Source organism: Blautia sp. MSJ-9 (genome assembly GCF_018919065.1).
Taxonomy (GTDB): Bacteria; Bacillota; Clostridia; order Lachnospirales; family Lachnospiraceae; genus Blautia_A.
This window is the reverse complement of record NZ_JAHLQG010000053.1, coordinates 34,081-57,878: the sequence shown is the minus strand read 5'-3', so window position 1 is coordinate 57,878 and position 23,798 is coordinate 34,081. Positions and strand designations below refer to the sequence as shown.

The window sequence follows — 23,798 nt, the reverse complement described above, 5'->3', positions numbered from 1 at the left end:
ATAGAAGCGAAGTATATTAAAAAATCATAGTGACATAAGAAAAGAGGACATAAAAAATGAATTACAGTTTTAACAGCAGAGTCAGATATAGTGAGACAGGTGAGAACGGCAAACTGACATTACCGGGTGTTTTGAATTATTTTCAGGATTGCTGTACATTTCATGCGGAGTCGGTCGGGCTTGGAGGAGACGTGCTGAAGGCAAGAGACAGAGCGTGGGTTCTTTCTTCCTGGCAGGTAATTGTGGATGAATATCCTGCTATGGGAACCGAAATCGGGATCACGACAGCACCTTATGATTTCAAAGGCTTCATGGGTATGCGTAATTTCACCATAGAAACAATGGATGGGAAGAAGCTTGCCTGGGCGAACTCCAACTGGACACATCTGGCCATCAGTACAGGAATTCCGGCGAGACTGACACCTGCAGATACAGACAATTACATACTCAGTGAAAAGCTGGAAATGGATTATGCACCGAGAAAAATCAAACTGCCGGATGATATGATTTCACAGGAATCATTCACAGTGCAGAAGCATCACCTTGATACCAATCATCATGTAAACAACTGTCAGTATATCTGTATGGCAGAAGATTTCCTGCCGGAAGATTTCAGAGTATATCAGATGCGTGCAGAGTATAAGATGCAGGCAAAGCTGGGTGATATGATCTGGCCGAAGGCGAAAGTGGAATCAGGGAAAGTCGTTGTATCTCTGGATGATGAGAAGGGGAAGCCGTATGCAATTGTGGAGCTTGCGGAGAAATAAGGAAATTTGTAGGAATGATACCCCGGTATTTATTTGTTACTGTGCACGGAGTGTACAGTAACATTTATTTCGTGATGTTTATAGAAAGATACAAGTTGGTACATGTACCGTACAAGTGATATAATGCAAGTAACAGCAGGATATTTTCCGGTTGGGATATTGTGCAGGAATACAGAACTGGAAGAATATGAAAATCGTTGCAGAAAATATAATTGAAAAAGCAAAAGGAGAAGGAAACTATGCTGGAAAAATTAAAAGAGGAAGTTTACAAAGCAAATATGGATCTTCCGAAATACGGACTTGTTACATTTACATGGGGTAATGTCAGCGGAATCGACAGAGAAAAAGGACTTTTTGTTATCAAACCAAGTGGAGTAGACTATGATTTACTTACACCGGATGACATGGTCGTTATGGATCTGGAGGGAAATAAAGTAGAAGGAAGATATAACCCATCCTCTGATACAGCAACTCATCTGGAATTGTACAAAGCATTCCCGAATATCGGTGGAGTGGTACATACACATTCCTCATGGGCAACAAGCTGGGCACAGGCAGGAAGAGGAATTCCATGCTATGGAACCACACATGCAGACTACATGTATGGAGAAATTCCATGTGCACGTTGTCTGGAAGGCAAAGAATTTGATGAATATGAGAAGAACACAGGACTCCTGATCGTAGATGTGTTCAAAGATAAAGATTATGAAGCAGTACCTGCAGTGCTTTGCAAAAACCACGGACCATTTGCATGGGGCAAAGATGCGCACGAAGCAGTACATAACGCAGTAGTTCTTGAAGAAGTTGCAAAAATGGCAGCACGTTGCGAGATGATCAACCCACAGGTAAAACCTGCTCCACAGGATCTGCAGGATAAGCACTACTACAGAAAACATGGTGCAAATGCATATTATGGTCAGGGAAATAAATAAGAATTAATCGGATCAAGCAGGTATTGAAGCGGATGATTTTATCTACTTAACAATGAAATATAAATAAGAGATATGAAAAGGGAAGAACCTGAAGTAAGTTCTTCCCTTTTCATAAATATGGAGGAACTTATGATATATAAAAAAATAGAAATATCTATAACCGGATATAAACAAACAGCAGACCTGTATACATATTTTCTGGATAATTCCATTGAAATGCATATTAACAGAAAGCGTCCGGTAGTTGTGATCTGCCCGGGTGGTGGCTATTCCATGACTTCCGACAGAGAAGCAGAACCAATTGCCATGCAATATCTGGCAAAGGGATATCATGCAGTGATCCTGCGTTATAGCGTAGAGCCTGCCAGATATCCGCTGGCACTTTTGCAGCTGGCAAAAACAGTAGCATTTTTGAGAAAACATGCAGAAGAATTTCATATTAATACAGACAAGATTATTTTGCAGGGATTTTCAGCAGGAGGACATCTTGCTGCAAGTCTTGGTGTTTTCTGGAAGAAAAGCTTTATTGCAGAGACACTTGGGGTAACTTCTGAGATGGTAAAACCAAACGGTATGATCTTAAGCTATCCGGTTATTACTTCCGGGGAATTTGCACATACAGGATCTTTTGAATGTCTGTTAGGAGATGATTATAATGATGCGGATAAGAGAAAAGAACAGTCTCTGGAACTTCAGGTATCTGCAGATACGCCACAGACATTCTTATGGCATACAGTAACAGATGACTGCGTTCCTGTAGAAAATTCTTTATTGTTTTTCAATGCACTGCGGAAATTTAAAGTTTCGGTGGAAATGCACCTTTATCCGGTAGGTGGACATGGTCTTAGTCTGGCAAGCGAAGAGACAAGCCATGAAGATGGAGGATGTATACAAAAAGAATGTCAGTCATGGATGGAGCTGGCGTGCAAATGGATAGAAAGTATGAAGTAAAATAAGATAATAAAAATACAAAGGCGGCATTGTGCCGCCTTTATTATTTGTGTTATACTGAAATGTAAAGCTCCAGTATTATAGTATTTCAAAATAATACATGATAGAGTAGAAAAACTACCTGGCAGAAAGGTAAGATAATAAAAATGGAAAAGTTAGAAAAAACAGGAATAAAGCCAATTGTAATTGATGAGATCAGAAATCTTGCAGATAAATATCAGGTAAAAAAGGTGATTTTGTTTGGATCAAGAGCAAGAGGTGATTTTTATCGTGCCAGTGATATTGATCTGGCGGTTAAAGATGGGAATATTACAGGTTTTACCTTAGATGTCAAAGATACTACTTCTACATTATTGGATTTTGATATTGTGGATCTGGGTAAGCAGATAGATGAAAAATTGCTGCTGTCGATTAAGAAAGAGGGGATCGTTCTTTATGAAAAAGTTTGATAACTTTGTTTCACATCTGAATGTTTTAGAAAGAGCGAAAGATGAAGATATCAATAATGAGTTTATTGTAAGTGGAATTATTGATAAATTTTCCATTCAATTTGAGTTGGGATGGAAAGTTCTAAAGGAACTTCTCAAATATGAAGGAAACAGCGTAGCGAATACAGGTTCCCCAAGAGAGATTTTAAAAGCAGCGTATTTTGTATATGATTTTATTGATGAGGACACATGGCTTTCTATGCTGAAATCCCGCAATGATATGACACATATATATGATAAAAAAGCAGCTGAAGATTTGGTAAAGATAATTTTGAAAGAGTATATTCCCTGCTTTCAAAAGATGAAGGAAAATGTTCTGAAACAGTATGGCACAGTTTTAGATTCTCTTTAATAACACAACAGAAATGGAGATTATATGATAGAGTTAGGAAAAAAACAGAAATTAACAGTAGTAAAGTCCGTAGATTTTGGTGTATATCTTGGTGAGGATATGCATGCGGATGCAAAGAACCGTGTACTTCTTCCGTCCAAACAGGTTCCGGAAGGAACAAAAGAGGGCGACAGCATCGAAGCATTTATTTACAAAGATTCTCAGGACCGTCTCATTGCAACAACAAAAGAGCCAAAACTTCAGGTAGGCCAGACAGCAGTTCTGAAAGTATCTCAGGTAACCAGAATCGGTGCTTTCCTTGACTGGGGACTGGAAAAAGACCTCCTGCTTCCATATCATGAGCAGACTCTGAAAGTAAGAGAAGGCGAAGATGTACTGGTAGCGCTCTATATCGACAAGAGCAGCCGCCTTTGCGCAACTATGAAGGTTTATCACTACCTTTCCACCAGAACTCCTTATGTAGTAGGAGATATGGTAAAGGGGCGTGTCTATGAGATCAGCGACAAATTCGGTGTATTCGTAGCTGTTGATGACAAATATTCCGCACTGATCCCTGCACGAGAAGCCAAGGGAAAATACCGTCCGGGCAAGATTCTGGAACTGCGTGTCAGCGAAGTAAAAGAAGACGGAAAAATGAACGTTACAGACCGCCAGAAAGCATATCTGCAGATCAATGAGGATGCAGAGAATGTTCTTGAAGTTATCAATGAATTTGCCGGTGTTCTTCCATTCGATGATAAAGCATCACCGGAAGTCATCCAGAGAGAATTTGGCCTGAGCAAAGGTGCATTCAAACGTGCCATCGGACATCTGATGAAGGAAGGCAAAGTAGAAATTAAAGATAAGAGAATCTATGCGAAGTAAAAAGAACTGCATAAACATAGAAAAATAGTATAGTCTGGCAGATTCAATAATCTGCCGGACGAAAAATTTTTTGCAAATAATTGCAGATAATATAACCAATATAATAGTTAAAGCATAAGAACAGGAGAGATACAAAGTTGGAGTTTACACATCTTCACGTCCATACAGAATACAGTCTGCTGGATGGTTCCAATAAAATAAAAGAATATGTAGCTCGTGTCAAGGAACTTGGCATGGACAGCGCGGCGATCACAGATCACGGAGTCATGTACGGTGTGATCGATTTTTACCGTGCAGCAAGGGCCGAGGGAATCAATCCGATCCTGGGATGTGAGGTTTATGTAGCTCCCGGCTCCCGATTTGACCGTGAAGCAGGAAGCGGAGAAGACAGATATTACCATCTGGTTCTTCTGGCAGAGAATAATCAGGGATACGCAAACCTGATGAAAATTGTATCGAAAGGTTTCACAGAGGGATTTTATTATAAACCTCGAGTAGACCTGTCACTGTTGAGAGAATACCATGAAGGTATTATTGCATTAAGTGCCTGCCTTGCAGGTGAGGTTGCCAGATATCTTCAGAGAGGAATGTACGAAGATGCAAAGGCAGCAGCTCTCCGTTATCAGGACATTTTTGGAAAGGGAAACTTCTTCCTGGAATTACAGGATCACGGAATTCCTGCACAGCAGGTAGTTAATCAGGAACTTCTGCGTATGCACGAAGAAACAGGAATTGACCTGGTAGCAACCAACGACGTGCATTACACAATGGCAGAGGATGCTGCACCGCACGATATCCTTCTCTGTCTGCAGACTAACAAGAAACTTGCAGATGAGGATCGAATGCGGTATGAAGGTGGGCAGTATTATGTGAAATCCCCTGAAGAAATGGCACAGCTTTTCCCATATGCTCTGGAAGCTTTGGAGAACACTCATAAGATTGCTCAGAGATGTCATGTAGAGATTGAATTCGGTGTAACCAAGCTGCCGCGATTCGATGTACCGGATGGTTTTACATCCTGGGAATACCTGAATAAACTTTGTTTCGAAGGACTGGAAGAGCGCTATCATCCGGTTACAGAGGAATTAAAATCCCGTCTGACATACGAATTATCTACTATCAAGAACATGGGTTACGTGGATTACTTCCTTATCGTATGGGATTTCATCAAATATGCTCGTGACCATGAGATTATGGTAGGTCCCGGACGAGGTTCTGCAGCAGGAAGTCTCGTTGCTTATACTTTGGGAATCACACAGCTTGATCCGATTCGTTATGATCTGCTTTTTGAGCGATTCCTGAATCCGGAACGAGTTTCCATGCCTGATATTGACGTTGACTTTTGCTTCGAGAGAAGACAGGAAGTAATTGAATATGTGCGCCGCAAATACGGTGATGACTGCGTCGTTCAGATCGTTACTTTTGGTACTCTGGCAGCCCGCGGTGTAATCCGTGACGTTGGCCGTGTACTGGACATGCCTTATGCACAGGTGGACTCCATTGCAAAGATGATCCCGCAGGAGCTGAACATCACCATCGACAAAGCTCTGAAAATGAATCCGGAGCTGAAGAAAGCATACGAAGAACAGGATGATGTTCATTATTTGATCGATATGGCGAGACGCCTGGAAGGTCTTCCAAGACATACTTCCATGCATGCGGCAGGTGTGGTTATCAGCCAGAAAGACGTATCCGAATATGTACCTCTTTCCAGAGCACAGGACGGTTCCATTGTTACTCAGTTCACCATGACAACACTGGAAGAACTGGGACTTCTGAAAATGGACTTCCTGGGACTTCGTACCCTGACTGTGATCCAGAATGCAGTAAAGCTGATCCAGAAGGATGCAGGTGTCACTCTGGACATGCAGAAAATAAATTATGATGATAAGAAAGTTCTCGACTCCCTCGGCACCGGCCGTTCCGATGGCGTGTTCCAGCTTGAAAGCGCAGGAATGAAGAACTTCATGAAAGAGCTGAAACCGCAGAGCCTTGAAGATGTAATCGCGGGAATTTCCCTTTACCGTCCGGGTCCGATGGATTTTATTCCACAGTATATCCGTGGCAAAAACCGTCCGGATACCATTAAATATGACTGCCCTCAGCTGGAACCGATCCTTAAGCCGACTTATGGTTGTATTGTATATCAGGAGCAGGTTATGCAGATCGTTCGTAACCTGGCCGGTTATACGCTTGGACGAAGCGATCTTGTACGTCGTGCCATGTCCAAAAAGAAAGCGGCAGTCATGGAAAAAGAACGCCAGAACTTTGTATATGGAAATGAAGCAGAAGGAGTTCCGGGATGTATTGCTAATGGGATCGATGAAGCAACAGCCAATAAGATTTACGATGAAATGATTGATTTCGCGAAGTATGCGTTTAATAAATCTCATGCAGCAGCTTATGCAGTTGTTTCCTATCAGACTGCATATCTGAAATATTATTATCCGGTAGAATTTATGGCAGCTCTGATGACCTCAGTTATTGATTTCCCGACAAAAGTAGCAGAGTATTTCTTGGTATGCCGCCAGATGGGAATCAAGATCCTTCCACCGGATATCAATTGCGGAATGTATGGTTTTTCTGTAGATAACGGTGCGATCCGATACGGACTTTCAGCGATTAAAAGTGTAGGTCGTCCGGTCATCGAGAGTCTGGTAAGTGAACGTCAACAGAACGGACTGTATCGTTCACTGAAGGATTTCATGGAGCGAAATACACAGCAGATGAATAAGCGTGCAGTAGAAAACTTCATCAAAGCCGGTGCGCTGGATTGTCTGGAAGGCAACCGCCGTCAGAAGATGATGGTCTACCAGCAGATTGCAGATAACATCAGCCAGGAGCGGAAGAACAGTCTTGTGGGACAGATGAGTCTTTTTGACCTGGTCAGTGAGGAAGACAAGAAAGAATTCGAAATCCGCATGCCGAACGTAGAGGAATTTGGCAAGGAAGAACTTCTCGGTTATGAAAAAGAAGTTCTGGGAATTTATCTCAGTGGACATCCTCTTGAGAATTACCGTACAATGATGGAGAAAACCATCTCCGCAAAGACTTCTGATTTCCAGCAGGATGAAGAGACAAATCTTCCGAAAGTCATGGACGGTCAGAAAGTGATCATTGGCGGAATGATTACGGATAAAACCATCAAATATACAAAGACTAACAAGGTCATGGCATTTCTGACAGTAGAAGATCTGGTAGGAACAGTAGAAGTAGTTGTATTCCCGCGCGATTATGAAAAAAGCCAGCAGTTTCTGAATGAAGATGCCAGAGTGTTTATCCAGGGAAGAGTATCTGCAGAAGATGACCGTGCCAGCAAACTGATCCTCGAGAAAATCCGTCCGTTTGACAACATGCCAAGAGAAATCTGGCTCCAGTTTGACAACAAAGAAGCCTATGCACAACTGTCCCAGGAATTACTCTCAGATATTCGAAGATCACCTGGTGACAGTGCTGTTGTGATCTATCTGAAAGATGTAAAGGCCATAAAGAAGCTTCCAGTTGGTTATCATGCACAAATACAGGACTCATGGATGAATTACATGTACGAAAAATATGGTCAAACCAATGTTAAAGTTGTAGAAAGAGGATTGAAAAACTTATAAAAATGCGCTAAACTATACCCGAATATGTGTATAGTAAAAAGATGAGATAGATTCATAAGATGGAGGAAGAAAAGATGGCAGAAAAGAAGATAAAAACCATTGGTGTCCTTACCAGCGGTGGTGACGCACCGGGAATGAACGCTGCAATCCGTGCAGTTGTCAGAAGAGGTTTAAGCGCAGGATTGAATGTAAAAGGTATTCTGAAAGGATACAATGGTCTGTTAAATGAAGAGATCATTGACATGAGCGCAAAAGATGTATCTGATACGATCGAGCGTGGTGGTACAGTCCTTTACACAGCACGTTGTGCAGAATTCCGTACACCGGAAGGACAGCAGCGTGGTGCAGAGATCTGTAGAAAACATGGTATCGACGGACTTGTTGTTATCGGTGGTGACGGATCTTTTGCAGGTGCTCAGAAACTTGCAAACCTTGGAATTAATACAATTGGTCTTCCGGGAACAATTGACCTTGATATTGCATGTACAGAATATACAATCGGTTTTGATACAGCTGTAAACACAGCAATGGAAGCAATCGATAAAGTACGTGATACTTCTACTTCTCATGAGAGATGCAGTATCATCGAGGTTATGGGCCGTGGTGCAGGATATCTTGCCCTGTGGTGTGGTATTGCTAACGGTGCTGAGGACGTTCTGATCCCAGAGAAATATGATTATGATGAGCAGAAGCTGATCAACAACATCATCGAGAGCCGTAAGAAAGGCAAAAAGCATCACATCATCATCAATGCAGAGGGTATTGGCCATTCTGAAGCAATGGCAAAACGTATCGAAGCTGCCACAGGTATTGAAACACGTGCTACAATCCTTGGACACATGCAGCGTGGTGGAAGCCCGACATGTAAAGACCGTGTATATGCATCTATGATGGGTGCTCTGGCTGTAGATCTTCTTGTTGCAGGCAAGACATGCCGTGTTGTTGGATATCGTCACGGTGAATTCGTAGACTTCGATATCAATGAAGCACTTGCTATGCAGAAAGGTATCTCTGACTATCAGTGGGAGGTATGCCAGTCACTTTCTCATAACTATGATAAAAACAACAAATAACAAATGAATAAAAAGATGCAGTTATATAACAGACTGCATAAATTAAATACTGCTCAGATAATTACCCTCGGTTTTGCGGGGGTGATTATCTTAGGGGGATTACTTCTGTGGCTGCCGTTTTGTACGGCACCCGGATACCACACATCTTTTACAGATGCCATGTTTACCGCAACCACAAGTATATGTGTAACAGGGCTTGTGACAGTTGTTACGGCAACTCATTGGACTCTGGCAGGCAAGATTATTATTCTTATCCTGATCCAGATCGGAGGTGTGGGACTGATTTCCCTGGGCAGTATTATTTTTATAAGTCTGAGAAAGAAAATATCGCTGAGGAACCGGCGTGTTATCCAGGAGTCCTATAATATGGACAGAATGGGTGGGATGGTCAGGCTGGTGAAGAAAGTTCTGATCTGTGTGTTTGGAGCAGAAGGAATCGGTGCAGTGTGTTATGCAGTTCGATTTATTCCGCAGTTCGGTCTGGCAAAAGGTCTGGGATACTCTGTTTTTACGGCAGTATCTGCATTCTGTAATGCTGGTATTGATCTGCTGGGAGAGGACAGCCTGGCTCAGTATGTTGCTGATCCGATCGTAAACTTTACAAGTGTAGGACTGATCATTATGTCAGGTCTTGGGTTTGTGGTCTGGTGGGATATCTGGGATAAGATCAAACGAGTCATCAGAGGGAAACTTCCTGTGGGACGTGTGTTTAAAAATCTTCGTCTTCATAGTAAGATTGTGTTGATGATGACGCTGATACTTGTTGTGGGCGGTACAGTACTGATCTTTCTGTTTGATCATGGAAATCCGGAAAGTATTGGGACATATTCGCCGGGAACGAAGTGGATGGCATCTTTGTTCCAGTCAGTTACCACAAGAACAGCCGGATTTTTCACTGTAAGCCAGGAGAGATTTTCCAATGCAACTTATATGCTGTGCCTGATATTGATGTTGATCGGTGGTTCCCCTATGGGAACAGCAGGTGGAATTAAGACAACAACAGTTGCGGTCCTTCTGCTGAGTCTGAAATCCAATCTTCAGGGAAAACGGGATGTGGAAGTACACCACAGGAGAATCAGAGACAGCTATATCCGTTCTGCCATCGTAGTGACAGGTATGGTACTTACAGTACTTATTCTCATGAGTATGTTGTTGTGTGCAGCCATGCCGGAAGCACCTATAGAAGATGTTGTTTATGAAATTACATCTGCGGTTGCAACGGTAGGACTTAGCAGAGGGCTGACACCCTGCCTGAATACAGCAGGCAAATGGATCGTGATTCTGACTATGTATCTGGGAAGAATCGGTCCGCTGACTCTGGGAACTGCAGTGACTGTACGTGTACAGAAAATGCCGGCAGATTCACATCTGGCAGAAGAAGATATTATGATTGGATAGTAACGGTTCGGCAGTCAGGCGGATATTCGCAGAGGATAACGAATACATGTTCAGAAAGAGAAATGAGGAAGAAAATGAAGAACAAATCTTATGCAGTGATCGGTCTTGGGCAGTTCGGGATGACGGTAGCCCTTACTCTGGCAGAGGCGAACTGCGATGTACTTGCCATTGACGATAAAGATGATAATGTGCAGGATATCGCAGAGAAAGTTTCCTATGCTGTCAAGGCAGATGTGCGTGATCCGGGAATTCTGGAATCGCTTGGAGTTCAGAACGTAGATGTTGCGGTCATCGCAGTAGCCGAGAATATGGAGGCCAGTATTACAGCAACGATGCAGGTGAAAGAACTTGGAGTTCCTTTTGTCATGGCGAAGGCAATGAATCCTCTTCATGGCAGGATACTGGAGAAAATAGGGGCAGATAAGGTGATTTATCCTGAACATTCCATGGGTATCAGAGTTGCAAGAAATCTTCTCTCCAGTGGATTTGTCGATATGTTTGAGCTTTCTTCTGATTTCAGTATGGCAGAATTTAAGATCCCGCGGGAATGGATAGGAAAAACACTTCGGGAGTTGAAGGTCAGGGAAAAGTATAACATCAATCTGATCGGTCTGAAGCATGGCGATAAGATGAATATGAATGTGGCGCCGGATGAAGTGTTTCCGGCAGACTGCACAGTTGTTGCAGCAGGAGCAAACAGTGACCTGAATAAGGTTTCGGAAAATTGAGGATAAGATATGATCACCAGTGTAAATAACGGACAGGTAAAAAATATCATACAGCTGAACCAGAAAACAAAAGCCCGCAGAGAACAAGGGCTTTTTGTTGCAGAAGGAAGAAAAATGTTCGGCGAAGCACCGAAGGATTGGATCTCGAAGGTGTATGTATCAGAAGCTCTCAGCGGTGATGCAGAACTGATGGCTCAGGTGGAGAAACTTCCATATGAGATAGTAGCAGATTCTGTTTTTCGACAGATGAGCGATACACAGACGCCGCAGGGAATTATGACAGTGCTTAAGAAACCTTCCTATACATTAGAAGATATTCTCGGCGGGAAAAATCCGCTGGTTATGATTCTGGAGGATCTGCAGGATCCGGGAAATGCGGGAACTATTCTCCGTACAGGAGAGGGCGCCGGAGTAAGCGGGGTTCTTCTGACAAAGACCTGCGTGGATATCACAAACCCGAAGGTTATACGATCAACCATGGGTTCTGTCTACAGAATGCCTTTCCTATATGTGGAAAGTGTGGTATCATTAGCACAGGAACTGAAAGACAGAAATATCCGCACATTTGCGGCACATCTGCATGGTAAGAACTCTTACGATAAGGAATCCTACACAGGAGGAACTGCTTTCCTGATTGGTAATGAGGGAAAAGGACTGACAGATGAAGCGGCAGACAGTGCTGATTGTCTGATACGGATTCCTATGTGTGGAAAAGTAGAATCTCTGAATGCTGCCATGGCATCCGGGATTCTCATGTATGAAGCTGCTCGTCAGAGACGATAGCAGACGAAAGGAGGAGTTTCATGCAGCCTTTGATCTGGCTTGGGATTCTTGCATTATTGCTTGTTGTAGAGGCGATTACTGCAGGACTGACCACCATCTGGTTTGCCGGCGGCGCACTGGTCGCTGCTATTGCATGTTATGCAGGAGCGAACCTCACTGTACAGATATTGCTGTTTCTGTGTGTTTCATTGGTACTTCTCATCTTTACCAGACCACTGGCAATGAAGTACTTCAACAAAGAAACCATACAGACCAATGCAAACAGTCTGATTGGAAAGAAAGCAGTTGTGATTCAGGAGATTGACAATCTGGCGCAGACAGGCCAGGTTCGTATCAATGACATTGAATGGACTGCACGTTCTGCTGATGACGAAAAAATCGGCGAAGGCACCGTTGTAACGATCGAAGAGATCCGAGGTGTGAAACTTATCGTAAAACAGAATAAGGAGGATTAGTTATGGGCGTGGTTTTTCTGATAGTTATTATCGTTATTGCGGTATGGGTCCTTGCATCCTGCGTCCGCATTGTACCACAGGCATATGCAGTAATCCTGGAACGTCTGGGAGCTTATCAGGCAACCTGGAGTACAGGAATTCACTTCAAGGTTCCGTTTATTGAACGAGTAGCCAGAAAGGTAAATCTGAAGGAACAGGTAGTGGATTTTCCACCGCAGCCGGTTATCACAAAGGATAACGTAACCATGCAGATCGATACTGTCGTATTCTTTCAGATCACAGATCCGAAGCTTTATACTTACGGTGTGGAGAATCCGATCATGGCAATCGAGAATCTGTCCGCAACAACCTTAAGAAATATTATCGGTGACATGGAACTGGATGAGACACTTACATCACGTGAGACGATCAATACCAAGATGAGAGCTTCTCTTGATGAAGCTACTGATCCATGGGGAATCAAGGTCAATCGTGTGGAACTGAAGAACATTATTCCTCCGGCAGCTATTCAGGATGCAATGGAGAAACAGATGAAAGCTGAGCGTGAACGTCGTGAAGCAATCCTGATCGCAGAAGGTCAGAAGAAATCTACGATCCTTGTTGCAGAAGGTAAGAAACAATCCGCAATTCTGGATGCAGAAGCTGAGAAACAGGCAGCAATCCTCCGCGCAGAGGCTCAGAAAGAGCGTATGATCAAGGAGGCAGAAGGACAGGCTGAGGCAGTTCTGAAAGTTCAGAATGCCAATGCAGAGGGTATTCGCATGATCAGAGAGGCAGGAGCAGATGAGGCAGTTCTGACACTGAAGAGTCTGGAAGCATTTGCCAAGGCAGCAGACGGTAAGGCAACCAAGATCATTATTCCGTCGGATATTCAGGGAATCGCAGGTCTGGCAAGTTCGCTGAAAGAGATCGTCACTGATCCGAAAGCGGAGACAGACAAATAACAAAAGAGAATAAATGACATCGGGGAGAGAATTGTTATGAACTTAAAAGGAAGAAACTTTCTGACACTGAAAGACTTTACACCGGAGGAGATCACATATCTTATTGATTTATCCGCAGAACTTAAAGCAAAGAAGAAAGCCGGCGAGCTTCACGAATATTACAGAGGCAAAAATATTGCACTTATTTTTGAAAAAACAAGTACAAGAACCCGCTGCTCTTTTGAGGTAGCTGCCCATGATCTTGGAATGGGAAGCACATACCTGGATCCGACAGGTTCTCAGATCGGTAAGAAAGAAAGCATTGCAGATACAGCAAGAGTTCTGGGAAGAATGTATGATGGTATCGAATATCGTGGATTTGGTCAGGAAGTCGTAGAAGAGCTTGCAAAACATGCAGGTGTTCCGGTATGGAATGGCCTTACGAACGAATATCATCCGACACAGATGATCGCTGATATGCTGACAATCCGTGAGCATTTCGGAGATTTAAAAGGACGTAAGCTTGTATACATGGGTGATGCCCGCTACAACATGGGTAATTCCCTGATGATTGCCTGCACAAAACTTGGCATGCATTTCGTAGCCTGCACAACTAAGAAATATTTCCCGAATGCAGAGTTAGTTGCTCAGTGCGAGGAATATGCAAAAGCATCCGGCGGAAGCATCACTCTGACAGAGGATGTTCAGGCAGGAACAAAGGATGCAGACGTTATCTATACAGACGTATGGGTATCCATGGGTGAGCCGGATGAGGTATGGACAGAGAGAATCCATGATCTGACACCTTATAAAGTAACAAAGGACGTTATGAAGAACGCAGGAGAGAAAGCAATCTTCCTTCACTGTCTGCCTGCATTCCATGACCTTAAGACAAAGATCGGCAAGGAAATGGGCGAGAGATTCAATCTGACAGACATGGAAGTAACAGACGAAGTATTTGAATCTGAGCAGTCCAAAGTATTTGATGAGGCAGAGAACCGTATGCATACTATCAAAGCTGTTATGGTAGCAACATTAGGAGAGCCGGAGAACAAATAATGGCACATCTGTATAATGAAGAAACAATTTCACAGGCGATAGACACAAAATGGGCGGGCAAAACCGTCCATTTTGCAAAAGAAACAGATTCTACCAATTCATGGATCAAGCGTCTGGCAAAAGATGGTGCAGAGCATGGAACTCTGGCAGTTGCGGAATTTCAGTCTGCGGGAAGAGGGCGTTTTGACAGAAGATGGGAAGCGCCGGAGGGCAGCTCTATTATGATGACACTGCTCTTACGTCCGGAATTTTCACCGCAGTATGCGTCTATGCTGACACTGGTTATGGGAATGGCAGTGGCACAGGCAGCAGAGGAACTGGGGTTTAACGTAAGTATTAAATGGCCCAATGATATTGTGATCTCTAAGAAGAAAATCTGTGGTATCCTGACCGAGATGGGAACAAATGGTGTGAAGATCAATTATGTTCTCATCGGAGTAGGAATCAATGTAAACCTGAAAGAATTTCCGGAAGAAATGCAGGACAAAGCGACTTCACTGATTCTGGAGGGCGGTCATGAATATGACAGAAATCAGGTGATTGCACAGGTGATGAAATATTTCGAGATCAACTATGAGAGATTTATCCAAACCTGTGATTTTACTCATCTGCTGGATGATTACCACAGAATCCTTGCAAACCTGAACCAGCCGGTCAGAGTGATCGATGGTGACAGAAGTTTCGAGGGAATCTGCAGAGGAATCGATGAAAAAGGTGAGCTGCTTGTGGAAAAGCAGGACAAAGAAGTTGTGAAAGTCAGCGCTGGAGAGGTCTCGGTGCGTGGACTTTACAGTTATGTATAAAGAGTCGTTCGGGCATTATACGATATGACTTTTTAACCGCCTGAGAATTATTAATAAATATGGAATCTGTGATTTAAGTTAAATTACATGATTCTGAAGAATTTCGAAAGAGGGAAACAGTAATTTATGTATCAGGATAATATTACTCTCTGCGGCGCAAGCGCCTATGAGAAGAAATTTTATTTTAACCAGGACTTCAACGCACTTCCGGATCATGTAAAGAAAGAACTACAGATCATGTGCGTTCTTTACACAGAAGATGTGGGCGGAATCCTGACTCTGGAATTTGACGAAAACGGCAGACTCCAGTTCAAGACAGAGGCTCTGGAAGCAGATGCCCGCTACGATGAGATCGGAAGCGGTCTGAAGATTAAACAGATCCAGCAGGACAAGAAAGAACTTCTGGAATCTCTGGAAATGTATTATAAAGTATTCTTCCTCGGAGACATCCCGGAAGAAGAACTGAAGAAAACACCGGGCAGTGAGGATTGAATCCATGCAGACAAAGAATGAGTCGGTACAGGCAAAAGAACCATTCATGAAGATGCAGTGGAAAATTGGAAATGTGCAGATTGACAATCCATTTGTCCTTGCACCAATGGCGGGTGTAACAGATCTTCCATTTAGAACTCTCTGCAAGGCGCAGGGGGCCGGTCTGATCTGTATGGAAATGATCAGTGCCAAAGCGATTTCTTTTCACAATAAGAATACTATTGCCCTGATGGAAATCGATCCGTGCGAACATCCGGTATCCATGCAGCTTTTCGGCAGTGAACCGGACCTCATGGCAGAGGTTGCGAAATCCATTGAGGACAGGGAATTTGATATTCTGGACATCAACATGGGATGCCCGGTGCCGAAAGTAGTCAATAATGGTGAGGGTTCTGCATTGCTGAAGAATCCTAACCTGATCGAAGAAATTGTTCGAAAAGTATCATCTGCTATCAGTAAGCCATTAACTGTCAAGGTGCGTATAGGATTTGAAAATGAACCGATAGATATTGTTGAGATTGCGAAACGCATCGAGGATGCGGGAGCAGCAGCACTTGCAGTGCATGGACGCACCAGACAGCAGTACTATTCAGGTACAGCAGACTGGGATACTATCCGCAGAGTGAAAGAAGCGATTAGCATTCCTGTGATTGGAAACGGAGATGTAGATTCTCCGCTGAAAGCAGAAGCGCTGGTGAAACAGACTGGATGCGACGCCGTTATGGTTGGCCGTGCAGTAAGAGGAAATCCATGGTTATTCCGCGAACTGAATCATTACTTCCAGACAGGAGAATTGCTGGAACGCCCATCTGTAGAGGAAATCCGTGAGATGATCCTGCGTCATGCCAGAAAGCAGATTGAATTGAAAGGTGAATTCGTAGGAATCCGCGAAATGCGCAAGCACGTTGCCTGGTATACTGCAGGCATGCGCCACAGTGCCGGACTTCGAAGGGAATCCAATACCATTGAAAGCTATGAAGCTCTGGAGCAGCTTTTGTCCAGACTGGGATAGAACTTCAGACGATAGAAAATGCTGAAGAATCATAGTTTGTAAGTTATTTTGTATCTGCTGAAATGAGAAATATAAACAGTAGTAAAGGTGCCCGGAATGCTTGACAATCCGGGCGCTTTTATGTATAATACAGGAATTGTGAATATCCTAGAATAAGTCTGCCCTTTTTCAGGTATGATGTATCAGGAAGCACATAAATCCATGTAGTGATCCGGGGTGTGCAGGACACACCAAAGATGATACCGGATGAAGGGAGTAAGGTTGTTATGGAAGAAAAGAAGAACTTACTAACTTATGCAGGACTTAAAAAATTAGAAGAAGAGCTGCATGATTTAAAGGTAGTAAAGAGAAAAGAAGTAGCAGAGAAAATTAAGGAAGCCAGAGAACAGGGCGACTTATCAGAGAATGCGGAATACGATGCAGCGAAAGACGAACAGAGAGACATTGAAGCACGTATCGAAGAAATCGAGAAGATCTTAAAGAATGCTGAAGTAGTTGTAGAGGACGAAGTAGACCTGGACAAGATCAGCGTTGGATGTAAGGTTAAAGTACACGATTTTGAATTCGAAGAAGACATCGAACTGAAGATCGTAGGTTCCACAGAGGCGAACAGCCTTGAAGGCAAGATCTCCAACGAATCTCCTGTTGGAAAAGCACTTATGGGTGCTCACACAGGTGACGTAGTAGAGGTAGAAATGCCAGCAGGAATCATGAAATACAAAGTTCTGGAGATCCAGAGAAACGTATAAGAGACAGATGACTGAGGTGCGCGTAAACATTTACCATGCAAAAAAGCATGACGCGCACCTTTCTCTGACTATATAAGCAGATAGAATAAATCTGTATATTAAATAAAATGGTAACTATTCAGCAGTCCACTATTCCACGAGGTGTTTTGGCATGAAGATGCCAAAATCCCGAGACATACAAGTCAAAATCCCATCGCCAAAGGCGATTTTTAATGGATTTTGACTCGTAACTGTGAAGGTACTGAACAGTTACATAAAATGATACCAGTAATACGGTTTCGGAATAAACGTGAATTCGCGTAATCAGAAACAGTATCTGATATCTGGAAATGTAAAATAATTAATCATTTTTAAGAATACAAGGAGGAACCAAGGTGGCACAGCAGAAGCAGGAACAGGATTTAAACCAGTTACTGAAGGTACGTCGCGACAAGCTTGCAGATCTTCAGGCTAATGGAAAAGACCCATTTCAGATCACAAAGTTTAACCAGACTCATCACTCAATGGAAGTGAAGAATCTTTATGAAGCACATGAGGCAGAACTTCTCAAAGACCGTGCAGAAGTAGATGTAACAGGTCTTGATGAAGAACAGGCAAAGGAAGCAGTTAAGAAAGATTACGAAGAGAGAAGAGAAATCATGGACGCAAGCCCGATCCACGTAGCGATCGCAGGCCGTATGATGTTCAAGAGAGTCATGGGAAAAGCTTCTTTCTGCAATATCCAGGATTTACAGGGAAATATCCAGGTATATATAGCAAGAGATGCGATCGGAGCAGACTCTTATGCAGACTTCAAGAAATCCGATATCGGTGATATCTTCGGACTGGAAGGTTTTGCATTCAGAACAAGAACAGGTGAGATTTCTATCCATGCAGAAAGCATGACTCTTCTTTCCAAGAGCTTACAGATCCTTCCTGAGAAATTCCATGGACTGACAGATACAGATACACGTTATCGTCAGAGATACGTAGACCTTATCATGAACCAGGACAGCAAGAACGTATTTATCAAACGTTCCAAAATCCTTAAAGAGATCCGCAGCTTCCTTGCAGACCGTGACTTCATGGAAGTGGAAACTCCAATGCTGGTTGCAAATGCAGGTGGTGCCGCAGCAAGACCTTTTGAGACTCATTATAATGCACTGAACGAAGATGTTAAGCTTCGTATTTCTCTTGAGCTTTACCTGAAGAGACTGATCGTTGGTGGTCTTGAGAGAGTTTATGAGATCGGACGTGTATTCCGTAATGAAGGTGTAGATACCCGTCATAATCCGGAGTTTACTCTGATGGAGCTTTATCAGGCATATACAGATTATGAAGGCATGATGGAACTGACTGAATCCATGTTCCGTTATCTGGCAGAGAAGGTTTGCGGTTCTGCGAAGATTTCCTACAATGGTATCGAGATCGATCTCAGCAAACCGTTTGAACGTCTGACTATGAATGATGCGATCAAGAAATACGCAGGAATTGACTTTGATGAAGTTGCAGATGATGAAGCAGCTAAGAAGCTTGCAGCTGAGCATCATATCGAATATGAAGAACGTCATAAGAAGGGTGATATCATCAATCTGTTCTTCGAGGAATACTGTGAGAAAGAACTGATCCAGCCGACATTTATCATGGATCATCCGATCGAGATTTCTCCGCTGACAAAGAAGAAACCTTCTGACCCGAATAAGGTAGAACGTTTCGAGCTGTTCATTAATACATGGGAAATGTGTAACGCATATTCCGAGCTTAATGACCCGATCGATCAGAGAGAGCGTTTCAAAGCACAGGATGCTCTTGCTGACGCAGGAGATGAGGAAGCTAACCACACAGATGAAGATTTCCTGAATGCACTGGAGATCGGTATGCCGCCTACAGGTGGTATCGGATACGGAATCGACCGTCTGGTTATGCTGCTTACAGACAGCCAGGCAATCCGTGACGTACTTCTGTTCCCGACCATGAAGAGTCAGGGTGCAGCAAAGAACGAAGCAAACAATGCAGCACAGGCCGGCGCAGCAGAAGAAACAGCAGCACCTGCAGGTGACAACAATGGCTTCTTCACAGACAATGCGAAGATTGATTTTTCAAATGTAAAGGTTGAACCTTTATTTGAGGAAGCAGTAGACTTTGATACATTCAGCAAATCTGATTTCAGAGCTGTAAAGGTTAAAGAGTGTGTAGCAGTTCCGAAGAGCAAAAAACTCCTCCAGTTCACCCTGGACGACGGAACCGGCACAGACCGTACAATCTTAAGCGGAATCCACGCTTACTACGAGCCGGAAGAACTGGTTGGCAAGACTCTGATCGCAATCACAAACCTGCCGCCACGTAAGATGATGGGAATCGAATCCTGCGGAATGTTGCTTTCAGCAGTGAACAACCTTAAAGATTCAGAGGATGAGGAACTTCATCTGCTTATGGTTGATAATCATATCCCAGCTGGTGCAAAACTGTACTAAAATTAAGAAATAAAGCGGACTATCGTTGACTAAGATAGTGAAAATAAATTATCCTGGCAGTTACAAGTGCTTTTGACTTGTAACTTGTTCAGGATAATTTTATTTTTATCTGTTTATCGAAAGAATCTATGGAAAGAACAGCAAATGTATTTGCGCGTGTTGAGTCTAAAGTAGAAGAACAGGCAGAACAAGTGCTTGATCGATTTGATATTCTGATGTCCAATGCAGTAGGAATATTTTTGAGACAGGTTGTACTTCAGAGAGGAATTTCTTTTGAGATGAAACTTCCAGATTTTTGCTTTTGCAATCCGTGGGATTTTTAGATAAATAGGAATTTCGACTATGAAAACGTCTATTTAAACCAAATAGAAATATTGTAGAAAATAAAGAAATGTATTGAAATAGAAAGAAATATATAGTATATAATAAATAGAAATATTTATTATAAAAGAAACGGAGAGAAAATATGCAATATGAAACTATAATTCTGGAATTGTTATCCAGAATTAAAATATTGGAAGATGAGGTACGTTTGTTAAAGCAACAGGTCGGGAATATTTCAGCAAGAATAGAAGATGAAAATGAGGAAGATTTAGTTGATAATGAGGGGAGTGGAAAGGTGAAGCACTTGTCTATATCATATAAAAAAATGACAGATGAAATGATCAGAACCTGCTATGAATATGGAAAGAAAGTTTCAGAAGGTAAGAATGCACAGGAAATGGCAGATGAGATTGTACAGAAAACAGGAATGAACCGTAATTCTGCGTTGATGTATTTATATGCTGTAAGTGGTATGTTGGATGGCGTTGTTTATAAAAGAGCAATCAGTGCGAAAGCAACGAAAAAATATTTTGACTATATTTTGCGGGAATATGGACAGAAAGGATTAAATAAAGCACTTGACGCAACTAGACAGCACATCGAATACCGTAAAGAATGTGGATTAACCCCAGATGCAATTGAGACATTATGTGATGAATATGAACAAAAGGAATGATTGAGAATTTATTTTTCTGGAAAAATCTTATTGTGTATTTATAGATAATGTATAGAAAGAAGGCAGAAGATTTTTGCAAAAAAAGGAAGGAATTAAGTTATGTCAAAATTAAATGTAGACCAAAAGACGATAAAAGATTTATTTCAGAGTAAAAAATCGGACTTTTTAATACCAGATTATCAAAGACCTTATGCATGGAGCGAAGCTGAATGCAGAACTCTTTGGGATGATATTTTTTCTTTTGCTATTCCTGATGAAGGAAAAACAGAATTTGACAGCAATAGTGAGTATTTTCTCGGTCCAATTGTAACCTTTAGAAATGAAGATAAATTAGAGGTTATTGACGGACAGCAGAGATTGACAACTCTTATGTTACTTTTAAGAGCATTCTATTCTAAGTTTGGTCATATGCAGGACAAAGCGTCAGTATCAACAAGACAAAACATTGAAAAATGTTTATGGAAAACGGATGAATTTGGAGAACCAGATATGTCGCAGCTCAAGATAGATTCAGAGGTTGCTACTGATAATGACAAAGATGAGTTTCTTGAAATTTTAAAAACGGGAATAGTCAGCAAAGAGATGAAAAGCAGATATGCCTGCAATTTCAGATTTTTCCAGGAGAATATTGATGACTTCCTGACGAAATATCCTACATATTTTGCTTATTTGCCTACTCGTATTATGAATAATTGTATCCTTCTTCCGATTGAAGCAGAGTCGCAGGACACCGCATTGCGTATTTTTTCAACGCTTAATGATAGAGGAAAACCATTGTCTGATGCAGACATTTTTAAGGCACAGTTTTATAAGCATTTTTCTAAATTAGGTAAAAAGGAAGAGTTTATTACTCAATGGAAAAAGCTCGAAGAACTTTGTGAGAGAATATTTCATCCTGCTTCAGGAACACCGATGGACGAATTGTTTACACGATATATGTATTTTATTCGTGCTAAGATGGGAATTGTATCATCTACGACGGAAGCTTTAAGAAAGTTTTATGAGAAAAATTCCTATGCTCTTCTGAAGGATACAAATACATTAACAGAATTAATTATATTAGCTGAATTTTGGGAAGACGTTTCTAATCAAGATGCCGATAGATTTTCAAATAGGGTTTTAAAGCAGTTCTTTATATTGAACTATGCGCCTAATGGAATGTGGACATATTTTGTATCTGTATATTTTATGCAGAATAAAGATAACGAAGGTTTGCTTGATGATGAGAAGTTCTATACATTCTTACGAAAGATAACTGGCTTTATATGGACGTATTCTGTTACAACTCCGGGAGTGAATGCACTTAGAACTCCAGTGTATGCTGAAATGGTAAATATAGTAAATAATAAGCCTGTTGAGTTTTCAAAATATAAATTTGATGCGGATACCATAAGAAGTGTGTTTGATAATTTCAGTTTTAATAATGGACGTCCAATTACAAAGGCAATGTTAGCCTGGTGGGCATATCAAAATGATAAACAACCACTGCTTTCTCTTGAAACTATCTTTGAGATTGAACATATTTATGCCCGGAACAGAAATGAGAAAGAAAATTCGTTAAGTGATGCCAGAAATGTAGAATCATTAGGAAATAAAGCTTTGCTTGAAAAAAGAATCAATATTCGGGCTTCTGATTATCGCTTTGCGGATAAAAAGAAGTATTATGAAGGATTTACAAATAGCAAGGGACAAGTAAAAGAGAAAACAGGTGTCGTTGAGCTTCTTGATTTGACAGATGGATTGACTGATTTTGCAGAGAAAGATATTATTGACCGATATAAAAATATGATTGCCTGCTTTATCAATTATCTGCAGCAGAATAATTTGCTGAAACAGTAGTTACCTGATAAAGAGATGTTAACAAATATCAACATCTCAGAAAATCTATAGTAAAACTTAAGAAAATCCCGAATACAAATTAAATTCTCAGACGTTATATTATATGAGGAACATTTATCTTGGATTAGATGAAATGTGTACAGTAGAGTGGAATAAAGAAAAATCTGCTGAGTAACTAAATAATATTTGAGTATGTTTGAGAAAGAGAGAGTGAAAGATATGCTTACATTAGTATTTATCTGCCTGATGATCGGAGTTTTTGGAAAGTTGATCGGACTGGCGTTTAAGATGACATGGGGAATTGCAAAAGTGTTGTTTACACTGGTATTTCTACCGTTTGTCTTAATTGCCCTGACAATTGGCGGACTGGTTACAATTGCACTGCCGCTTGTAGTGGTAGTTGGAATTATCTCACTGGTATGTGGAGTTGTACGCAGGTAATAAAACATAATCGAAATTAGTGGAAGAAGAATTTCAATTTGAGCAGTTAACCTATAAAAAGCAGAGACATAATAATGATTTCGGGCAGGGATTTTATACAGGAGAAAGCTATGAGCAGGCAATTTCGTTTGTTTCGGGATTTGACCATTCATCTGTATATTATATTCGCTTTGATGATAAAAATTTAAAGTGTAAAAGATACGAAGTAGATCAGGAGTGGATGATGACAATTGCTTATTATAGAGGCGCACTGGATGAGTACAGGAATCATCCAATTATAGAGAAACTTATAGAGCAGTCAAGAGATTGTGATTACATAATAGCACCAATAGCAGATAATCGTATGTTCCAGATCATCAATTCATTTATTGCAGGGGAACTTACTGATGAACAATGCAAGCACTGTCTTGCTGCAACAAATCTTGGAATGCAGTATATTTTTATAAGTGAAAAAGCAGTGTCTCAGGCAAAGCTTATAGAACGTTGTTATATTTCGAATAATGAGAGGGAATACTATAAGAATGTACGACTTGAAGAGTCAAAATTAGGGGATAATAAAGTAAAATTGGCAAGAAAGCAATATAGAGGAAAAGGTCGGTATATTGATGAAATATTGGAGTAAAGAGGTGAC

At 41.6% G+C, this 23,798-nt stretch carries 24 protein-coding genes; all 24 read left to right on the top strand.

Annotation, left to right across the window (positions count from 1 at the left end; translation table 11 throughout):
- The first annotated feature begins 56 nt into the window (after positions 1 to 56).
- On the top strand, positions 57 to 767 hold the full coding sequence (locus KQI87_RS15100) for an acyl-[acyl-carrier-protein] thioesterase (RefSeq protein ID WP_216460831.1): 711 nt from the start codon (positions 57 to 59) through the stop codon (positions 765 to 767).
- A gap of 239 nt (positions 768 to 1,006) precedes the next feature.
- A complete protein-coding gene (locus KQI87_RS15095; RefSeq protein ID WP_291807797.1) occupies positions 1,007 to 1,699 on the top strand; it encodes an L-ribulose-5-phosphate 4-epimerase in 693 nt (230 codons plus the stop codon).
- Between the two features lie 129 nt (positions 1,700 to 1,828).
- Complete coding sequence (locus KQI87_RS15090) at positions 1,829 to 2,650, top strand: alpha/beta hydrolase (RefSeq protein ID WP_216460830.1); 822 nt, start codon at positions 1,829 to 1,831, stop codon at positions 2,648 to 2,650.
- Between the two features lie 146 nt (positions 2,651 to 2,796).
- Positions 2,797 to 3,099 carry a nucleotidyltransferase family protein gene (locus KQI87_RS15085; RefSeq protein ID WP_216460829.1) on the top strand — a complete coding sequence of 101 codons (303 nt, stop codon included), beginning with the start codon at positions 2,797 to 2,799 and terminating at the stop codon, positions 3,097 to 3,099.
- On the top strand, positions 3,086 to 3,490 hold the full coding sequence (locus KQI87_RS15080) for an HI0074 family nucleotidyltransferase substrate-binding subunit (protein WP_216460828.1): 405 nt from the start codon (positions 3,086 to 3,088) through the stop codon (positions 3,488 to 3,490). Before KQI87_RS15085 ends, KQI87_RS15080 begins: the two co-directional genes overlap by 14 nt.
- A gap of 24 nt (positions 3,491 to 3,514) precedes the next feature.
- Positions 3,515 to 4,354 (top strand): CvfB family protein, encoded by an 840-nt coding sequence (locus KQI87_RS15075; RefSeq protein ID WP_216460827.1) that lies wholly within the window; start codon positions 3,515 to 3,517, stop codon positions 4,352 to 4,354.
- A 137-nt stretch (positions 4,355 to 4,491) separates the two neighbouring features.
- Complete coding sequence (locus KQI87_RS15070; protein ID WP_216460826.1) at positions 4,492 to 7,959, top strand: DNA polymerase III subunit alpha; 3,468 nt, start codon at positions 4,492 to 4,494, stop codon at positions 7,957 to 7,959.
- A 74-nt stretch (positions 7,960 to 8,033) separates the two neighbouring features.
- Positions 8,034 to 9,032 (top strand): 6-phosphofructokinase, encoded by a 999-nt coding sequence (gene pfkA, locus KQI87_RS15065; protein ID WP_216460825.1) that lies wholly within the window; start codon positions 8,034 to 8,036, stop codon positions 9,030 to 9,032.
- A 3-nt stretch (positions 9,033 to 9,035) separates the two neighbouring features.
- Positions 9,036 to 10,430 (top strand): TrkH family potassium uptake protein, encoded by a 1,395-nt coding sequence (locus KQI87_RS15060; protein WP_226824596.1) that lies wholly within the window; start codon positions 9,036 to 9,038, stop codon positions 10,428 to 10,430.
- Between the two features lie 74 nt (positions 10,431 to 10,504).
- On the top strand, positions 10,505 to 11,158 hold the full coding sequence (locus tag KQI87_RS15055) for a potassium channel family protein (RefSeq protein ID WP_055060112.1): 654 nt from the start codon (positions 10,505 to 10,507) through the stop codon (positions 11,156 to 11,158).
- Positions 11,159 to 11,167: 9 nt separating this feature from the next.
- Complete coding sequence (locus tag KQI87_RS15050; protein WP_119241357.1) at positions 11,168 to 11,941, top strand: TrmH family RNA methyltransferase; 774 nt, start codon at positions 11,168 to 11,170, stop codon at positions 11,939 to 11,941.
- Between the two features lie 20 nt (positions 11,942 to 11,961).
- Positions 11,962 to 12,396 carry an NfeD family protein gene (locus tag KQI87_RS15045; RefSeq protein WP_008707795.1) on the top strand — a complete coding sequence of 145 codons (435 nt, stop codon included), beginning with the start codon at positions 11,962 to 11,964 and terminating at the stop codon, positions 12,394 to 12,396.
- Between the two features lie 2 nt (positions 12,397 to 12,398).
- A complete protein-coding gene (locus tag KQI87_RS15040; protein WP_173697013.1) occupies positions 12,399 to 13,340 on the top strand; it encodes an SPFH domain-containing protein in 942 nt (313 codons plus the stop codon).
- A 36-nt stretch (positions 13,341 to 13,376) separates the two neighbouring features.
- A complete protein-coding gene (argF, locus tag KQI87_RS15035; protein ID WP_118572081.1) occupies positions 13,377 to 14,378 on the top strand; it encodes an ornithine carbamoyltransferase in 1,002 nt (333 codons plus the stop codon).
- Positions 14,378 to 15,181, top strand: coding sequence for a biotin--[acetyl-CoA-carboxylase] ligase (locus tag KQI87_RS15030; RefSeq protein ID WP_216460824.1), 804 nt, complete (start codon positions 14,378 to 14,380; stop codon positions 15,179 to 15,181). The genes argF and KQI87_RS15030 overlap by 1 nt, the downstream gene beginning before the upstream one ends.
- Positions 15,182 to 15,307: 126 nt before the next feature.
- Positions 15,308 to 15,673, top strand: a complete 366-nt coding sequence (locus KQI87_RS15025; RefSeq protein WP_118512249.1) for a DUF6145 family protein — start codon at positions 15,308 to 15,310, stop codon at positions 15,671 to 15,673.
- A gap of 52 nt (positions 15,674 to 15,725) precedes the next feature.
- Complete coding sequence (dusB, locus tag KQI87_RS15020; protein WP_334300751.1) at positions 15,726 to 16,685, top strand: tRNA dihydrouridine synthase DusB; 960 nt, start codon at positions 15,726 to 15,728, stop codon at positions 16,683 to 16,685.
- A 266-nt stretch (positions 16,686 to 16,951) separates the two neighbouring features.
- The gene (gene greA, locus KQI87_RS15015; RefSeq protein WP_117676877.1) at positions 16,952 to 17,434 is read left to right on the top strand and encodes a transcription elongation factor GreA; all 483 of its coding nucleotides are present in this window, start codon (positions 16,952 to 16,954) and stop codon (positions 17,432 to 17,434) included.
- A gap of 374 nt (positions 17,435 to 17,808) precedes the next feature.
- The gene (gene lysS / locus KQI87_RS15010) at positions 17,809 to 19,887 is read left to right on the top strand and encodes a lysine--tRNA ligase (protein ID WP_216460823.1); all 2,079 of its coding nucleotides are present in this window, start codon (positions 17,809 to 17,811) and stop codon (positions 19,885 to 19,887) included.
- 128 nt (positions 19,888 to 20,015) lie between these two features.
- Positions 20,016 to 20,210: a type II toxin-antitoxin system RelB/DinJ family antitoxin gene (locus KQI87_RS15005; protein WP_216460822.1), complete on the top strand. Its 195-nt coding sequence runs from the start codon at positions 20,016 to 20,018 to the stop codon at positions 20,208 to 20,210.
- 143 nt (positions 20,211 to 20,353) lie between these two features.
- Positions 20,354 to 20,887: a hypothetical protein gene (locus KQI87_RS15000; protein WP_216460821.1), complete on the top strand. Its 534-nt coding sequence runs from the start codon at positions 20,354 to 20,356 to the stop codon at positions 20,885 to 20,887.
- Positions 20,888 to 20,986: 99 nt separating this feature from the next.
- The gene (locus tag KQI87_RS14995; RefSeq protein WP_216460820.1) at positions 20,987 to 22,726 is read left to right on the top strand and encodes a DUF262 domain-containing protein; all 1,740 of its coding nucleotides are present in this window, start codon (positions 20,987 to 20,989) and stop codon (positions 22,724 to 22,726) included.
- A gap of 219 nt (positions 22,727 to 22,945) precedes the next feature.
- Positions 22,946 to 23,167 (top strand): hypothetical protein, encoded by a 222-nt coding sequence (locus KQI87_RS14990; protein WP_216460819.1) that lies wholly within the window; start codon positions 22,946 to 22,948, stop codon positions 23,165 to 23,167.
- Between the two features lie 19 nt (positions 23,168 to 23,186).
- On the top strand, positions 23,187 to 23,789 hold the full coding sequence (locus KQI87_RS14985) for a DUF3990 domain-containing protein (RefSeq protein ID WP_216460818.1): 603 nt from the start codon (positions 23,187 to 23,189) through the stop codon (positions 23,787 to 23,789).
- The last annotated feature ends 9 nt before the right edge of the window (positions 23,790 to 23,798 follow it).

Excerpts from the sequence above, each read along its gene's own strand:
- KQI87_RS15050 (WP_119241357.1), top strand. The coding sequence starts at position 11,168 with ATGATCACCAGTGTAAATAACGGACAGGTAAAAAATATCATACAGCTG.
- KQI87_RS15060 (WP_226824596.1), top strand. The coding sequence starts at position 9,036 with ATGAATAAAAAGATGCAGTTATATAACAGACTGCATAAATTAAATACT.
- argF (WP_118572081.1), top strand. The coding sequence starts at position 13,377 with ATGAACTTAAAAGGAAGAAACTTTCTGACACTGAAAGACTTTACACCG.
- KQI87_RS15030 (WP_216460824.1), top strand. The coding sequence starts at position 14,378 with ATGGCACATCTGTATAATGAAGAAACAATTTCACAGGCGATAGACACA.
- KQI87_RS15000 (WP_216460821.1), top strand. The coding sequence starts at position 20,354 with ATGCAATATGAAACTATAATTCTGGAATTGTTATCCAGAATTAAAATA.
- greA (WP_117676877.1), top strand. The coding sequence starts at position 16,952 with ATGGAAGAAAAGAAGAACTTACTAACTTATGCAGGACTTAAAAAATTA.
- KQI87_RS15045 (WP_008707795.1), top strand. The coding sequence starts at position 11,962 with ATGCAGCCTTTGATCTGGCTTGGGATTCTTGCATTATTGCTTGTTGTA.
- KQI87_RS15100 (WP_216460831.1), top strand. The coding sequence starts at position 57 with ATGAATTACAGTTTTAACAGCAGAGTCAGATATAGTGAGACAGGTGAG.
- KQI87_RS15085 (WP_216460829.1), top strand. The coding sequence starts at position 2,797 with ATGGAAAAGTTAGAAAAAACAGGAATAAAGCCAATTGTAATTGATGAG.
- KQI87_RS15080 (WP_216460828.1), top strand. The coding sequence starts at position 3,086 with ATGAAAAAGTTTGATAACTTTGTTTCACATCTGAATGTTTTAGAAAGA.
- KQI87_RS15090 (WP_216460830.1), top strand. The coding sequence starts at position 1,829 with ATGATATATAAAAAAATAGAAATATCTATAACCGGATATAAACAAACA.
- KQI87_RS14990 (WP_216460819.1), top strand. The coding sequence starts at position 22,946 with ATGCTTACATTAGTATTTATCTGCCTGATGATCGGAGTTTTTGGAAAG.
- dusB (WP_334300751.1), top strand. The coding sequence starts at position 15,726 with ATGCAGTGGAAAATTGGAAATGTGCAGATTGACAATCCATTTGTCCTT.
- KQI87_RS15095 (WP_291807797.1), top strand. The coding sequence starts at position 1,007 with ATGCTGGAAAAATTAAAAGAGGAAGTTTACAAAGCAAATATGGATCTT.
- KQI87_RS14995 (WP_216460820.1), top strand. The coding sequence starts at position 20,987 with ATGTCAAAATTAAATGTAGACCAAAAGACGATAAAAGATTTATTTCAG.
- KQI87_RS15075 (WP_216460827.1), top strand. The coding sequence starts at position 3,515 with ATGATAGAGTTAGGAAAAAAACAGAAATTAACAGTAGTAAAGTCCGTA.
- KQI87_RS15005 (WP_216460822.1), top strand. The coding sequence starts at position 20,016 with ATGGAAAGAACAGCAAATGTATTTGCGCGTGTTGAGTCTAAAGTAGAA.
- KQI87_RS15025 (WP_118512249.1), top strand. The coding sequence starts at position 15,308 with ATGTATCAGGATAATATTACTCTCTGCGGCGCAAGCGCCTATGAGAAG.
- KQI87_RS15055 (WP_055060112.1), top strand. The coding sequence starts at position 10,505 with ATGAAGAACAAATCTTATGCAGTGATCGGTCTTGGGCAGTTCGGGATG.
- pfkA (WP_216460825.1), top strand. The coding sequence starts at position 8,034 with ATGGCAGAAAAGAAGATAAAAACCATTGGTGTCCTTACCAGCGGTGGT.
- KQI87_RS15040 (WP_173697013.1), top strand. The coding sequence starts at position 12,399 with ATGGGCGTGGTTTTTCTGATAGTTATTATCGTTATTGCGGTATGGGTC.